This window comes from Stenotrophomonas sp. YJH_SMC_29 (assembly GCF_059371235.1).
In genome coordinates this window covers 1-13,883 of the sequence record NZ_JCAFUK010000022.1, presented here as the reverse complement: position 1 = coordinate 13,883, position 13,883 = coordinate 1, and the positions used below count along the sequence as shown (strand labels likewise).

At 68.9% G+C, this 13,883-nt stretch carries 14 protein-coding genes; 13 read left to right on the top strand and 1 reads right to left on the bottom strand.

The annotated features are described in order from the left end of the window. The first annotated feature begins 89 nt into the window (after positions 1 to 89). The 12 genes from AC5P9I_RS18990 (at position 90) to AC5P9I_RS18935 (ending at position 12,401) form a co-directional block, all read left to right on the top strand. Entirely contained in the window at positions 90 to 635 is a 546-nt protein-coding gene (locus AC5P9I_RS18990; protein WP_130767962.1) for an A24 family peptidase, read from the top strand. After that, a complete protein-coding gene (locus AC5P9I_RS18985) occupies positions 632 to 1,108 on the top strand; it encodes a TadE/TadG family type IV pilus assembly protein (protein ID WP_049467638.1) in 477 nt (158 codons plus the stop codon). Before AC5P9I_RS18990 ends, AC5P9I_RS18985 begins: the two co-directional genes overlap by 4 nt. A 25-nt stretch (positions 1,109 to 1,133) precedes the next feature. After that, entirely contained in the window at positions 1,134 to 2,171 is a 1,038-nt protein-coding gene (gene cpaB / locus AC5P9I_RS18980; RefSeq protein ID WP_049467640.1) for a Flp pilus assembly protein CpaB, read from the top strand. Positions 2,172 to 2,189: 18 nt separating this feature from the next. Continuing rightward, positions 2,190 to 3,548, top strand: a complete 1,359-nt coding sequence (locus AC5P9I_RS18975; RefSeq protein ID WP_049467641.1) for a type II and III secretion system protein family protein — start codon at positions 2,190 to 2,192, stop codon at positions 3,546 to 3,548. A gap of 28 nt (positions 3,549 to 3,576) precedes the next feature. Continuing rightward, on the top strand, positions 3,577 to 4,833 hold the full coding sequence (locus AC5P9I_RS18970; protein WP_049467643.1) for a CpaE/TadZ family protein: 1,257 nt from the start codon (positions 3,577 to 3,579) through the stop codon (positions 4,831 to 4,833). After that, a complete protein-coding gene (locus AC5P9I_RS18965; protein ID WP_049467645.1) occupies positions 4,818 to 6,167 on the top strand; it encodes a TadA family conjugal transfer-associated ATPase in 1,350 nt (449 codons plus the stop codon). The genes AC5P9I_RS18970 and AC5P9I_RS18965 overlap by 16 nt, the downstream gene beginning before the upstream one ends. A gap of 2 nt (positions 6,168 to 6,169) precedes the next feature. After that, positions 6,170 to 7,126 carry a type II secretion system F family protein gene (locus AC5P9I_RS18960; protein ID WP_049467647.1) on the top strand — a complete coding sequence of 319 codons (957 nt, stop codon included), beginning with the start codon at positions 6,170 to 6,172 and terminating at the stop codon, positions 7,124 to 7,126. A 28-nt stretch (positions 7,127 to 7,154) separates the two neighbouring features. After that, the gene (locus AC5P9I_RS18955) at positions 7,155 to 8,090 is read left to right on the top strand and encodes a type II secretion system F family protein (protein WP_057493760.1); all 936 of its coding nucleotides are present in this window, start codon (positions 7,155 to 7,157) and stop codon (positions 8,088 to 8,090) included. Further along, positions 8,090 to 8,977, top strand: coding sequence for a tetratricopeptide repeat protein (locus tag AC5P9I_RS18950; RefSeq protein ID WP_074725349.1), 888 nt, complete (start codon positions 8,090 to 8,092; stop codon positions 8,975 to 8,977). Before AC5P9I_RS18955 ends, AC5P9I_RS18950 begins: the two co-directional genes overlap by 1 nt. Continuing rightward, on the top strand, positions 8,974 to 9,429 hold the full coding sequence (locus tag AC5P9I_RS18945) for a DUF3613 domain-containing protein (RefSeq protein ID WP_130767961.1): 456 nt from the start codon (positions 8,974 to 8,976) through the stop codon (positions 9,427 to 9,429). Before AC5P9I_RS18950 ends, AC5P9I_RS18945 begins: the two co-directional genes overlap by 4 nt. An 8-nt stretch (positions 9,430 to 9,437) precedes the next feature. Further along, positions 9,438 to 11,591: a TadG family pilus assembly protein gene (locus AC5P9I_RS18940; protein ID WP_130767960.1), complete on the top strand. Its 2,154-nt coding sequence runs from the start codon at positions 9,438 to 9,440 to the stop codon at positions 11,589 to 11,591. Between the two features lie 105 nt (positions 11,592 to 11,696). Beyond that, a complete protein-coding gene (locus tag AC5P9I_RS18935) occupies positions 11,697 to 12,401 on the top strand; it encodes a DUF2968 domain-containing protein (RefSeq protein ID WP_049470692.1) in 705 nt (234 codons plus the stop codon). Positions 12,402 to 12,477: 76 nt separating this feature from the next. Here the strand turns inward: AC5P9I_RS18935 and AC5P9I_RS18930 are convergent, their stop codons facing one another. After that, a complete protein-coding gene (locus AC5P9I_RS18930) occupies positions 12,478 to 12,864 on the bottom strand; it encodes a hypothetical protein (RefSeq protein WP_130767959.1) in 387 nt (128 codons plus the stop codon). Positions 12,865 to 13,049: 185 nt separating this feature from the next. Here AC5P9I_RS18930 and AC5P9I_RS18925 point away from each other — a divergent pair, with 185 nt between their 5' ends. After that, a complete protein-coding gene (locus AC5P9I_RS18925; RefSeq protein WP_130767958.1) occupies positions 13,050 to 13,874 on the top strand; it encodes an alpha/beta fold hydrolase in 825 nt (274 codons plus the stop codon). The last annotated feature ends 9 nt before the right edge of the window (positions 13,875 to 13,883 follow it).

Here is a 13,883-nt window from a genome sequence, read left to right as displayed (position 1 = left end):
GCGGCGACCGCGGGCCGCCTTGAGGCCCGCGGCCACGGGGGGCAGGGAACCAGGTGAAGACCGTCCAGTGACGGACGACGGAGTGTGCGATGACACTGCTGGGATTGTTGGCCATCGGCGTGTGCCTGCGGATCGCGATCAGTGATCTGTACGCCCGCAGGGTGCCCAATGCCTGGCTGGTGGCTGCGGGCGTCATCGCTGCGCTCGCGATCACCGCCGGCCAGTTCAGCGCACCTCGCCTGCCCTGGCTGCCCCACGTCGCTGGCGCGGTACTCGGCCTGCTGGCGCTGCTGCCGTTCTACGCCCTGCGCTGGATGGGCGCCGGCGACGTGAAGTTCTTCGCAGTGCTGGGGCTGATGCTGGGCTGGCAGGCGCTGCTGCCGGTCTGGCTGGTGGCCAGCCTCGCCGCCGGAGTGCACGCGGCGGTGGTGCTGGCGGGCCGCCGCTTGGGCGTGCTGTTGCCCGGGCACCTGCAGATGCAGGTCAGCCGCACCAGCACGCAGTGGCAATCCCATCCGGCGCTGCGCGACATGCAGGCCGCCCGCCAGGGGCGACGCGGCATTCCCTATGCGGCGTATCTGGCACTGGCGGCCATCGGCTGGGTGCTGGTCCGCATCTACGGAGGTGCACCATGAACGTTCACGGCCCTCGCCTGCAACGTGGCGCCGCCAGCATCGAGTTCGCCCTGATGCTGATGCTGGGCCTGCTGCCATTGCTGCTTTTCACGTTTTCCGGCGTGATGATCATGGCGGCGCAGCAGACCCTGGCCACCGCCTCGGCCGAAGGTGCGCGTGCCTCGCTGCGCTACGGCACAGCCGGCGAACGTCGCACCGCCGCCTGTGTCGCCGCGCGCACATCGATGCAGTGGCTGCTGCAGTTTTCCAAGCAGAACGTCGACTGCAGCGCAGGCGGCAGCAATGCCATCGTGGTGTCGGCGCAGGCACCGTGCGCCGGCCTGGCCACGGCACAGTGCATGACCGTCACTGTCAGCTACGACTACGCCAGCCATCCCTTCCTGCCCGGCACCGCAACGCTGTACCGGTGGGTGATGCAGGCCCCCATCCGCAGCGTCGCGGTCGCCCAGCTCGATCTCGGCAGCGGCAATTGATGATCGGTATTTTGGAGACGATTCCATGCTCAAGTTGACCCGCATCGCTGCCATTGCCCTGATAGGCCTGGCCGTGCTGCTGGCGCTGGTCGCCTTCATGATCGGACGCAAGCCGGCCGCACCCACCACAGTCGCGCCGGTGGCCCACACCGAGGCGCAGGCAATCACCGTCGTGGAAGCCGTGGCACGCCTGCCCGCGGGCGAGCCGATCAGCGCCAACGGCCTGCGCCTGGCCCAGCGCACCACGCCGGTCGCCGGCGCCGCCACCAGCATCGCCGCCGTGGTCGGCAAAGTGCCGGTGCAGGACATCGCCGAAGGCAGCCCGATCAGCAGCAGCGCGTTGGCACAGGGCTTCTCGCTGCAACTGCGGCCGGGCGAGCGCGCGTTGGCCGTGCCCGTGGACGAACTGGTTGGTGCTGGCAACCGCATCCTTCCTGGCGACTTTGTCGACGTCTTCCTCAACCTGCGCAACGCCCAGCCCAGCGTCAACGGCCCCGGCGAAGCCGGACAGACGCGCCTGCTGCTGTCGCGTCTGCGCGTGCTGAGCTACGGCCAGCAGGACATTGCGCCGGTCGCCACGGAGGTCTCCACCGGCAGCGACGTCGACACCCGCAACGATCCACGCGCAGCCGACATCACCGGAAGCGGCAGCAGCCGTGCCAACAACACTGAGCCGGCGCAGCCCGCGCGCAGTGCGGTGCTGGCCGTGCCCGTGGCCGATGCCAATCGCCTGCTGCTGGGCGCCCAGCAAGGCAAGCTGTTCCTGGCACTGCGCAATCCCGCCGACACCGGCCAGCCCGACCTGGCGCTGTTTCCGCAGTCGCGCGGCGTGATCGATCCCCTGCGCGGGCTGGATGCGGAGCAGCAGCTGGCACTTCAGCGCCCGGAAAACCATGCCTTCGCCGGCATCGACAGCGATGCGCTGGCCGGCCGTGGCACGGCGCCGGCGCGCACCGGCGCCGACGCACCGGCCCGGGCGCCGGCGCCACGCCGCAGCGCGCCGCGCGCGTCCGGCATCGAGATCATCCGCGGCGACAGCTCCGCGCCTCGCGGCTCCCTCTGACCTGCATCGAGTGCATCCATGACCGAACGCCGCTGCCGTCCACGCATCTCCCCCCGCCAGCGCTGGCTGGCCCTGCTGCTGGTGCTGCTGGCACCGGCAACGAGCGTGGCCGCCGACGATCTGGTGCTGCAGGCGCGCGAGCAGCGGCCGTGGACCCTGCCGGCCGACCTGGAGCGCGTGGCCATTGCCGACCCCGGCGTGGCCGACCTCGTGATGCTGCGCGGCCAGCGCCAGGCGCTGCTGGTCGGCAAGACCCCCGGAACCACCACCCTGTTGCTGTGGCACCGCAGGCAGGCCGAGCCACAGCGGTTGACGGTAAGGGTGGAGAGCGCCGTGCAGGGCGCCGCGCGTACCGGCGGCAACGACCTGGTGTTCACCCAGCAGGACCAGCAGGGCCTGCTGCAGGGAAACACCGACAGCGTGCTCTCGCACATGCAGGCGCAGCGCACCGCAGCGATGGCGCTGGGCAAGGATGGGGTCCTTGCCGATACATCCACCATCAGCAGCGGTGGCGTGGTCCAGGTCGAGGTCAAGGTGGTCGAGTTCAACAAGACCGCGATGAAGCAGATCGGCATCAACTTCCAGAACCGCAACGGCGGCTTCGCCTATGGCTTCGCACGGCCCGGCACCGGCCTGCCCGGCAATACCGGCCTGCTGCCCGGCATGAAGGAAGGCAACAGCAGCAACGAAGCGGCGTCGCCCATTTCCTCGGCGTTCCGGCTGGTGTTCGGCTCGACCAAGGGGCTGTGGAATGCCGATGTCGAACTGCTGCAGAGCAATGGCATGGCGCGCGTGCTGGCCGAGCCGACGCTGGTGGCACTGTCCGGCCAAAGCGCCAGCTTCCTGGCCGGTGGCGAACTGCCGATCCTGGAACCGCAGGGACTGGGCACGACCACCATCACCTACAAGCCTTTCGGCATCGGCCTGACCGTGACCCCGACCGTGCTGGCCGCGAACCGGATCGCGCTGAAGGTGGCACCGGAGGCCAGCGATCTGGACTACAGCAACGCGATCGTGCTCAACAACGTGCAGATCCCTTCGATCACCACCCGCCGCGCCGACACCACGGTCGAGCTGGGCGATGGCGAGAGCTTCGTCATCGGCGGCCTGGTCAGCTCCAACATCGTCTCCAACGTCAACAAGATTCCACTGCTGGGCGACCTGCCGATCATTGGTTCGTTCTTCCGCAACTTCGACTACAAGCGCCAGGACAAGGAACTGGTGATCATCGTCACCCCGCGCCTGGTGCAGCCGCTGGCACGCAACACCGAACTGCCGCTGCCCGGCGAGCGCGAAGCCAAGCCGCATCTTCCCGAATGGGGTTCCTGGCTGCTGGGGCCGGTCAGCCAGGACCCCGTGCCCGGCTTCTCGCGCTGACCTCCATGACGCCTGCGGAACCACGCCCATGCCCTACGCCACCGCCCAGCCGCTGCATCCGCAAGGACCGCCGATGAACCTGGTCCTGTACGGCATCGACCGCGAACTGCTGCCCCGGCTGGCCGCCAAGCTGCCGCCGACCACCAGCCTGCACTGGCAGGACAGCAGTGCGCCGACCTCGGCGCAGGACCTGCAACGCGGCCCGCAGAGCCTGGTGCTGCTGGACTTCCGGCCCGAGCACGCGGCTGCCTCGAGCGTGCTGGCACAGCAGCTGCAGCAGACCCAACCGGACCTGGCGCTGGTCGCGGTCGGCGCCACCAGCGCCGGCCAGGTCGAAGGCGTGGTGATTGCCCTGCGCGCCGGCCTGCGCGATGTGCTGGACCTGGACAGCGACAACGCCGGCATCGAGGCCGCCCTGCGCCGTGCGCTGTCACCACGCCCGGCCGCAGTTGCGCAGAACGCGCACAAGGCGCGCCTGATCGTGCTGCTGGGCGTGCGCGCCGGCGTCGGCACCAGCACCCTGGCCGCGCATCTCTCGGTGTTGGCGCAGCAGACGCGGGCCCTGGCCCAGGGCGATGCAGTGCAGCAGGACGGCCTGCTGATGGAACTGGCACAGCCGTCCGGTGACCTTGCGCTGTACCTCAATCTCGACAGCCGCTTCCACTATGAGGATGCGCTGCGCAACGCCAGCCGCATCGACGCCACCCTCGCCCGCACCGCGATGGCGCGCCATGACTCCGGGCTGGTGCTGCTGGACCGTGCCGGCGGCAGTGACGCCGTGCCGCCGTCCGACCCTGGCGCGCTGCTGCAGCGCCTGCGCGGGGTGTTCGCCAGCGTGCTGTGTGATGCCGGCGGCTGCCCGCTGCGGCAGCTGCCGCCGCTGTTGCTGGACCAGGCCGACGAGATCTGGCTGGTCACCGATGCGTCGATCGCCACGCTGGTCTCGCTGGACCAGGCGCTGAAGCACCTGGCCGGCCAGCGCGAGCGCGAGAAGCGCCTGCAGCTGGTGATCAACCGCCACGACGACAGCAGCGGCATGAGCCCGGAGCAGATCGCGCGCCGCTTCGAAGTGCCGTTGCTGGCGACACTGCCTGAACGACCGCGTGTGCGCCTGGCTGCCAGCCAGGGCCACCTGCTGCTGCAGGATGCGCCACGCGATCCCTACCTGCGTGCCCTCGCCCCGCTCGTGCCACGGCTGGACCCGGCCGCCTGCCCGGTCCAGCCGCATGGCCTGCGGGAAAGACTCTCCCTTGCCCTGGGTGGATCGCAATGGAAGACAAGGTAACTCCTTTCCCGCATGCCGTTGCCCGCCCGGTGCTGCCCGAGAGTCCGCCGGGCCACCTGCCGTTCGCGCAGACCGAGCAGTACCAGAAGGTGCTGTCGGCCGCGCACGAGCATCTGCTCAACAGCATCGAGGACGAGCGCATCGACATCGATTCCTGGGCCCCCGACACCATTGCCCGCTGGGTGCAGGTGCAGACCGTGGGCTTCATCCAGGAATGGCGCATCCCGATCAACGAGGAAGAAATGCAGGTGGTCGCCGAGGGGCTGGTCAAGGAGCTGACCGGTTTCGGCCCGCTGGACGACCTGCTGCATGATCCCTCCATCGAGGACATCCTGATCAACGGCTTCAAGGATGTGCACGTTTCGCAGGGGGGGCAGCTCAAGCGCGCCACCCAGCGCTTCACCGATGACACCCACCTGCTGCGCATCCTGCGCCGCATCCTTGCCCCGCTGGGCCGCCGGCTGGATGATTCCAACCCGATGGTCGACGCGCGCCTGCCCAACGGCGGCCGCCTCAACGCGATCATCTCGCCGCTGGCGGTTGATGGCCCGATGGTGTCCATCCGCAAGTTCCGCAAGGACCCGTTCACCCCCGACGAACTGCTCGCCAAGGGCACGTTCGACGCGCCGATGCAGGCCCTGCTGAAGGCGATGGTGCTGGGCCGCTGCAACATCCTGGTCTCCGGCGGCACCAGTTCGGGCAAGACCTCGCTGCTCAATGCCCTGGCCAGCTACGTACCACCCAGCGAGCGCGTCATCACCGTGGAGGACACGGCCGAGCTTTCGCTGAACCACCCGCACGTGGTGCGCCTGGAAAGCCGCATCGGCGGCGCCGAGGGCCAGGGCGCAGTCAGCATCCGCGATCTGGTGCGCAACAGCCTGCGCATGCGCCCTGACCGCATCGTGGTCGGCGAAGTGCGTGGCGCCGAAGTGCTGGAAATGCTGCAGGCGATGAACACCGGCCATGACGGATCGATGGCCACCATCCACGCCAACACGCCGCGCGACTGCCTGTACCGCATCGAGATGCTGGCCGGCTTTGCCGGCTTCCAGGGCAGCGAGGACAGCCTGCGCCGGCAGATTGCCAGCGCCATCGATTTCATCGTGCAGATCTCGCGGCTGGGCAGCGGGCGCCGGGTGCTGGTCTCGATCACCGAGATCACCGGGGTCAGCGACAACCTGATCACCACCCAGGAAATGTTCCGCCACGAAGTGCAGATCGACGCCGCCGGCCGCGAGACCGACCGCTGGATCGGCCTGGGCTTCCATCCGCACTCGCACAAGCTGGAGCCGTTCCGCCAGCAACTGCGTGAATCGCTCTACGGGGACTTCTGAGCATGGGCACCGGCCTGCTGCTGGGCGTGTTGAGCATCATCTCGGTGCTGCTGGCGCTGGCGGTCTGGCTGTGGGGCGCTGCCAGCAGCCGCGAGCAGCGCCAGGCCTCGCTGCAGCATGCCGAGCAGCAGCTGGCGCGCGGCAGCGCGACCGGCGCGGTCCCGGCCGGCCCTTCCGTTGCCGCGGCCAACGACCCGGCCCGTCCGGCCAGCAGCGGCAACCGGGTGCTGCCCTGGGACGGCGTGCTGCAGCGCGCTGGGCTGCAGCCGGGCTGGAAGCTGCCCCTGATGCTGCTGGTGCCGGGACTGGCGCTTGCGATCATTGCGGCGATGCGTCTGGGCACGGCCTGGATGTTCCCGCTGACCCTGCTGCTGTACCTGCTGGGCTGCTGGTTGTGGGTGATGCGCCGGATCACCAGACTGCGCGCGCAGCTGCTGCACCAGATGCCGGACTTCCTCGACAACCTGGTCCGCCTGACCGCGCTGGGCAACAGCCTGCAGGCGGCGTTCCAGGTGTCCTCGATGCAGACCAGCGCGCCGCTGCGCAGCCTGCTGGACACCACGGTGCGCTACGCACGCAGCGGCATGGACCTGGACCGTGCGTTGAGCCTGGCCGCACAGCCCTATCGCATGGACGTGCTGAAAGTGCTGGCGGTGGTGATCGGAGTGAGTGTGCGCATCGGCGGCCGGGCCGACCAGATCCTGCAGCGCATGGGTGATTTCATGCGCGACCTGGAACAGGCCCAGCAGGAACTGGCAGCCACCACCTCGGAAACGCGCATGTCGGCCTGGGTGCTGGGCCTGCTGCCACCGGCCAGTGCCGTGCTGATGGCGATCTCCAGCCCCGCATTCTTCCAGCCGGTGCTGCACGACCCACTGGGACACCGGATCCTGCTGATCGCGCTCGGCCTGGAGCTGCTCGGGGCGTTCCTGCTGTATCGCCTGGCCAAATCGCTATGACCGCCCGCAGCCACCCCGGAGGTGCCCGATGAGTGCCAGCGCCTGGTTTGCCCTGTCGCTGCTGGTGCTGGCGGCCGGTGTAGGCCTGCTCGGCATTGCCGGCTGGGTGCGCAGCCATCGCGAGCACCGCACCTCGGCCACATTGAAGACCGCCCTGCAGCCGCGCGACGACGCGCGCGACACCGAAGCCACGCGCCGCGACTCGCTGGGCTGGATCGAGCGCTTCGGCCGCTCGCTCAGTGGCGGCCGCCTGGAGGCGGCGCTGCTGGCCAACGAGGACAAGCTGCTGCTGGACCTGGCCGGCTGGAACACGCGCCGTGGCACCGCCATCTATCTCGGCCTGCGCCTGCTGCTTGCGCTGCTGGTGCTGGCCCTGGCACTGGCGTTCAGCAGCGCGCACGGACTGGCCCGGGTAATGGTGGTGATCGGGGCGCTGGCGGCCGGGCTGCTGCTGCCCAAGTTCGTGCTGTCGTCGTGGGTCAAGCGCCGCCGCCGCGCAGTCGAGAACGAGCTGCCCCTGCTGATCGACCTGCTGCGCCTGCTGCAGGGCGTGGGCTTCAGCATGGACCAGAGCCTGCAGACGCTGGGCGACAAGCTGCGCGATGCGCTGCCGGTGCTGGGCGGCGAACTGCAGGAGGCCAATGTGGCCTATACCCACGGCCGTACCCGCGCACAGTCACTGCGGCGGTTGAGCGAGGTCTACGCCGATGACGACCTAGCCAGCCTGATGCAGCTGATCCTGCAGGTGCATGCGCATGGCGGCGCGGTGCAGGAACCGCTGCGCCAGTTCAGCCTCCGCCTGCGCGAACAGCGCCGCAACGCGTTGAAGGAGAAGGTCGGCAAGCTGTCGGTGAAGATGACCGTGGTGATGATGCTGACCCTGTTGCCGGCGTTGATGCTGGTGCTTGCCGGTCCAGCGCTGGTCGCGCTGGCCACCACCCTGTCCAAGATGGGATCGCCCTGATGCCTGCCCTGCGCACCACCGCCGTGTTGCTTGCCGTCGCCCTCGCCGCCCTGGCCAGCGGCTGCGCCTCGACCACTCCGAAGTACGTGCGGGCGCCCAGCCTTGCGCCACCGGAACCGGACCCGCAGGACAGCCGCAACGCGTATCTGGAACTGATCGAGCGCATGCAGCAGCAGGGCGCCTGGTACGCCTCGCTGGCCCATGTGGAGGCATTCCGCCAACGCTACGGCGATCGCCCGGCCCTGCGCCTGCTGCAGGCCGACGCGCTGCGCGAGACCGGCCAGTCCGACGCCGCAGCCGCGCTGTACCGCGAGCTGTCCAGCGGACCGCAGGCGGCCGCCGCCGCGCATGGGCTGGGCCTGATCGCCGCACGCCACGATGACGACGGCGGCGCCGAACGGGCCTTGGCGCGCGCGACCGAGTTGCAGCCTTTGAACACCGACTACCTGGGTGACCTGGGCTATGCACGGCTGCGTGCCGGCCAGTTCGACCAGGCCCGCGAGCCGCTGGCCAAGGCGCTGGAACTCTCGCCCGGTAACGCCAAGGCCACTGCCAACCTCGCGCTCTGGGCGGTACTGCGTGGCGACGCCGCCACCGCAGAGCGCTTGTCGGTGCAGGCCAACCTCACCGAAGAAACGCGGCGCAGCATCCAGCAGCAGGCCCAGCAGATCCGCACGCGCCTGCAGCAGCGCCAGGCCGCTGCCAGCGTCAACGCCCCAGGGGCGGCGCGCACTGCCAGCGAAGGCAGCGGACGCGCGCCCGGCAGCACGCGGCTGGCGGCAGAACCGCAACGCGACCCACCTGACCCGCGCAATCCACAGCGCCTGCCAGCGTCGATGCTGGAACGCTTCAGCGCCACCGATCACCCGACCGGAAGCACACCATGACCGCGATGCGCCTGACCCGACGCCTGTTGCCTGTGCTGTCCTGCGTGCTTGTTGCCGGTGCCGTGCAGGCACAGCAGCCGCCATTGACCGGACAGATGCTCGGCGGCCCGTCGCCGTCGGCAGCGGCCACCGCGCCGATGCAGGCCGAGCCGCTGCCCACCGTGGAGCTGCCCGCGCCGGCCGGAAGGAGGGTGGCGCCACCGGCAACCGTCGCAACCAACGTCGCACCCCTGCCGCCGGCACCGCGCACGCGCCTGCAGAGCGGCGAGGCCACCCGCAACCTGTTCCGCCTGCAGGCGTCCGGGCAGCACGCTGGCCAGCGCCTGCCGATCCTGGGTGACCAGGCCACGTTGAGCTATGCGCGGTACCTGAAGAGTTTTGAGCACGAGATCCCGGACTTCTTTGAGACCGATGTTGCCCGGTCCAAGGACGCCGCTTCCTCCGGACGCTGAGGTCGGTCATGAGACGCGCACGCCAGTTCAGCTTCAGCCGCCCGCGCGGCGGCATGTCGGTCACGATGATGCTGGTCATGCTGGCGCTGCTGGCCATGCTGGGCCTGGTCGAGATCGGCTACCTGTTCTGGGCCAAGCGTGATGCGCAGAAAGTGGCCGACCTGGCGGCGCTGGCCGGCGCACAGCGGCTGGAGCTGTGCACCGCGGACAACAGCGACAACAGCGCGGCCCGGCAGAACGCACTGGCCCAGAACAGGTTCGCCGGCACCCTGCAGATCCGCTGCGGCAACTGGAGCGCCAGCCGGAGCACCGGCAACCGCTTCGTTGCCAGCGTCGATGCCAGCAACCCGCGCAATGCGGTCCAGGTAATCGCCGAGCGCAGCGTGCTGCCGTTCTTCGGCCAGAATGCCAGCCTGCCCACGGTAAGCGTGCAGGCGGTGGCTCGCCGCGCCGAGCCCACGGCGGTGTTCGCGGTCGGTTCGCAGCTGCTGCGCACCAATGGCGATTCTGTGCTGCTGTCGACCCTGCGCCTGGTCGGCCTGGACGTCACCAATGCCACCGTGCTGTCCTATGACGGCCTGGCGCAGGCCAACGTCACCCCTTCGGGCCTGTTGAAGGCCCTCAACATCCCGGTGAGCGCCAACCTCAGCGTGGCTGACTTCAACCGCCTGCTGTCGGTCAACAAGGTTTCGCTGGCGCAGCTGGTCGATGCCACCGCCACCGTGGTCGGCCGCGACTCCACGGTGGGCGCGCAGCTGCGCGCCCTGTCCGACCTGGTCGCCACCCAGCTGGACATCAACAAGCTCAACATCGTGCTTGGCAGCCAGTCCGGCGGCGGTGGCCTGTTCGCCGAGGTCGTCTCGCCTGACGGCACCGTCGGCAGCGCACTGGAATCACAGATCAACGTGCTCAACCTGATCAACACCGCGATCTCCATCGCCAACGACGGCAACGGCGTGGCAGTCAAGGGACTGGACCTGCTGGGCATCAAGATCCAGGCCGGCGTGGTCGAGCCACCTTCGATCGCCATCGGCGGCGTCGGCAGCCGTGCCTACAACGCGCAGGTCCGGCTGCTGGCGGACGTGGACAGCAACAACCTGTTCGCGCTGGGGCCGCTGCTGAACCTGCTCGGCACCCGCCTGCATCTGCCGCTGCACGTCGATATCGCCAACGGCATGGGCACGCTGACCGGCATCCAGTGCGGCGCAAGTCCCCCCAAGGCGACGATCCAGGTGGACGCGTCGGTACTGCGCGCCTGCGTCGGCAATGTCGACCCTGCACAGCGCTTTTCCAAGGCCAATGTCTGCGACGCCACCCTGCAGAACGAACAGTTGCTGAAGCTGCTGGGCCAGCCATTGATCAACGACAGGATCACCCTGCCCGCCCTGACCAGTTCGCAGAACCTGACCCTGGCCGCTGGCGAAACCGGATCCACCCGGATCAATCCGCTCGCGGTCGGTGACGCGGTCTCCGGCCTGGTCAATGAACTGCTGCGCGTGCTGTCGGGCATGCTCAGCTCGCCCAAGCAGGGCATGAGCGCCAATGACACCGCCAAGGCGCTGGCCGACCGCTACCTGCAGGCGGCGTTCCCGCCCAACACCCGCTACGACGTCGACAAACTGATTCCCCTGCTGCGCGATGGCGATCCCAGCAAGCAGCTGGCGCCGCTCAACAGCTGGACCGTGCCGGGGGGACTGCCGTATGCGTGCGGGCTGCTGAACCTGACCACCTGCCACAAGGACGGCCCGGTCTGGGATGCGCTGAAGGTGACGGTGACCGGCCAGGGCCTCGGCGTCCTCGACGGGCTGCTGGGCTCGCTGGTCGGCGGCCTGCTGATCAACCGCTGCGACAGCCTGCTCGGCAACCTGATCGACTACAACGGCTGCGTGCGCAACAACCTGGCGTCGTACATCCAGACCGCACCGGCCGGCTTCCTCGATGGCGCCGGCGGCAGTGGCGTCGCCAACCCCGACGGCAGTGTCAGTTGCAGCGGGCTGCTGTGCACGCTGCTGAAGCCGATCCTGGCCGCACTGCGGCCGGTGCTCAACAGCGTCGGCACCCTGCTGACCAACCTGCTGGCCAGCGTGCTTGGCCTGGAACTGGGCCGGACCGACGTCAACGTGCAGTCGATCCAGTGCAGCGCCGCACAGCTGGTCTACTGAAATCGAGCCGTGACGGGCGCCCTTGGCGGCGCCCGCGCCCATGCTAGACTCCCGGCGGGGAACCACCTTCAACTCAACCCACACTCATCCGTGGATGGTCTAGACATGCGAGAAACTTCAGGGGGCGCGGTCTTCGCCCGGTCCGCGCGCAGCGCGGCAGTGCTGGCCGTGGCGATGATGCTGGTGGCACCGGCGGCGATGGCGGCCCGTGGCGACCGTGAGGCGGCCGCCGAACCGGCGCGCAGCGCGCCGGTGGTGCGCAACACCGTGGACGAGCTCAAGCAGTTGATGGATTCGCGCCAGCTGACCGAGCTGCGCACCACCTACAACGGCAACTACGGCGCCAGCCTGCTGTTCAACGCCAACACCCTGACCTACTACGTCGCCCTGTTCCAGGAGAAGAACTTCTGGCGCGTGATCAAGACCGACGCGGTGGACAACGCCGAGCGTGTCTATCGCACCTTCGCGCAGCAGTCCGAACAGCTGGCCCAGGTCTACATCGACACCACCCGCCTTGAAGCGGGCAAGCGCTACACCGAGCGCCTGGTGGCGTACAACGAGGAACGCCTGCGCACCCTGCAGCAGGAAATGGAACAGCAGCAGGCGCAGTCGGCACAGGTCAGTGCCGCCCTGCAGCAGGCCCAGCAGCAGGCGGTCAGCCTCAGCACCGACGTGCAGAGCACCAACAGCCAGCTGGATGCCCTGCAGCGCCGCATCCAGATCCTGCAGGCCGAACAGGGCAACCCGGAGCTGAGTCTGCCCAAGCCGGACAGCCTGCCCGCACCGGCCGCGGCCAGCGACGGTCGCTGAGACCTGCGCTCACGGCATTGCACACGACGGCGCCCCAGGGCGCCGTTGTTGTTTCCGGCATGTTCGCGCCGCCGCCTCATCGGCAGGCGTCATGCACCGCGTCGTCCCATTGCCGGCGCTGCATGAAGTCGGTGCGTCGGCGCTTGAGCAGCGCCTGCTCGCGGTGGCGCCGCGCGCGCTCACAGGCCACCGCATCCGAACTGATCGTGATCAACGCGCCCCGGGCCCGCGTCGCACGCCGCGGCCGGACGGACACCTTCGGTGCCGGAACCACGGGAGCCGCAGCGCCGCGGGACAGTGACTGCTCTGCTGGCACGTCCCAGCGCCACGCCGCACGCCCCTGGCAGGGCGTCTGCTGGTAGACCGGATGCGGTCCGTCCACGCATTTGTAGACAAGGGTCTGGGCCGGCGCCGCCATGGGCAGCAGCAGGCACAGCATCAGCGACCATCGCATGGCAGGCATCCTGCGTTCCAGTGGCGGGCTGCGCTCATCCTCGGCACGTGGCACCGGTCCCGCCAGAGCGATACGCGTCACATCCGCTGCAATCCGCCACAGCGGTGCAAGTCCGTCGCCCGCGTCTGCGCTGTACTGCCGGAGGCACCGGCAGCCCGCCGATGCCTTCCCTCCCTTCCGCCAAGGAACCTTCAATGAGCAACTTCGTCACCGTCGCCGACGGCGCCCGCATCTTCTACAAGGATTGGAGTACCGGCCAGCCGATCGTGTTCGCCCACGGCTGGCCGCTGTCTGCCGATGCCTGGGACCCGCAGATGCTGTTCATGGGCCAGAACGGCTTCCGCGTGATCGCCCACGACCGTCGCAGCCACGGTCGCTCCAGCCAGACCTGGGATGGCAACAACATGGACACCTACGCCGACGACCTGGCGGCGGTGATCGAGGCGCTGGACCTGAAGGACGCGATCCTGGTCGGCCATTCCACCGGTGGCGGTGAAGTGGCCCATTACATCGGCCGCCACGGCAGCAAGCGCGTGGCCAAAGTTGTCCTGGTCGGCGCGGTGCCGCCGCTGATGCTGAAGACCGATGCCAACCCGGCCGGCACGCCGCTGGACGTCTTCGATGGCATCCGCAAGGGCACCGGCGGCGACCGCTCGCAGTTCTTCAAGGACCTGACCACCCCGTTCTTCGGCGCCAACCGTGATGGCAACAACGTCACCCAGGGCATGCGTGATGCGTTCTGGCTGCAGGGCATGCTCGGTGGCGTCAAGGGCCAGTACGACTGCGTCCACGAATTCTCGGAAGTGGACTACACCGAGGACCTGAAGAAGATCGACGTGCCGGCGCTGGTCGTGCATGGCGATGACGACCAGATCGTGCCATTCGATGCCTCGGCCAAGCTGTCCTCGCAGATCATCAGGGATGCCGAGCTGAAGGTGTATGCCGGTGCCCCGCACGGCCTGACCATCACCCACGCCGAGCAGTTCAACGCCGACCTGCTGGCGTTCGCACGCAAGTGATGTCCCGCG

Bases quoted from the DNA above. Each gene is read 5' to 3' on its own strand.
- AC5P9I_RS18950 (WP_074725349.1), top strand. From the start codon at position 8,090: ATGCCTGCCCTGCGCACCACCGCCGTGTTGCTTGCCGTCGCCCTCGCC.
- AC5P9I_RS18930 (WP_130767959.1), bottom strand. From the start codon at position 12,864: ATGCCTGCCATGCGATGGTCGCTGATGCTGTGCCTGCTGCTGCCCATG.
- AC5P9I_RS18970 (WP_049467643.1), top strand. From the start codon at position 3,577: ATGCCCTACGCCACCGCCCAGCCGCTGCATCCGCAAGGACCGCCGATG.
- AC5P9I_RS18975 (WP_049467641.1), top strand. From the start codon at position 2,190: ATGACCGAACGCCGCTGCCGTCCACGCATCTCCCCCCGCCAGCGCTGG.
- AC5P9I_RS18960 (WP_049467647.1), top strand. From the start codon at position 6,170: ATGGGCACCGGCCTGCTGCTGGGCGTGTTGAGCATCATCTCGGTGCTG.
- AC5P9I_RS18935 (WP_049470692.1), top strand. From the start codon at position 11,697: ATGCGAGAAACTTCAGGGGGCGCGGTCTTCGCCCGGTCCGCGCGCAGC.
- AC5P9I_RS18985 (WP_049467638.1), top strand. From the start codon at position 632: ATGAACGTTCACGGCCCTCGCCTGCAACGTGGCGCCGCCAGCATCGAG.
- AC5P9I_RS18925 (WP_130767958.1), top strand. From the start codon at position 13,050: ATGAGCAACTTCGTCACCGTCGCCGACGGCGCCCGCATCTTCTACAAG.
- AC5P9I_RS18965 (WP_049467645.1), top strand. From the start codon at position 4,818: ATGGAAGACAAGGTAACTCCTTTCCCGCATGCCGTTGCCCGCCCGGTG.
- AC5P9I_RS18955 (WP_057493760.1), top strand. From the start codon at position 7,155: ATGAGTGCCAGCGCCTGGTTTGCCCTGTCGCTGCTGGTGCTGGCGGCC.
- AC5P9I_RS18990 (WP_130767962.1), top strand. From the start codon at position 90: ATGACACTGCTGGGATTGTTGGCCATCGGCGTGTGCCTGCGGATCGCG.
- cpaB (WP_049467640.1), top strand. From the start codon at position 1,134: ATGCTCAAGTTGACCCGCATCGCTGCCATTGCCCTGATAGGCCTGGCC.
- AC5P9I_RS18945 (WP_130767961.1), top strand. From the start codon at position 8,974: ATGACCGCGATGCGCCTGACCCGACGCCTGTTGCCTGTGCTGTCCTGC.
- AC5P9I_RS18940 (WP_130767960.1), top strand. From the start codon at position 9,438: ATGAGACGCGCACGCCAGTTCAGCTTCAGCCGCCCGCGCGGCGGCATG.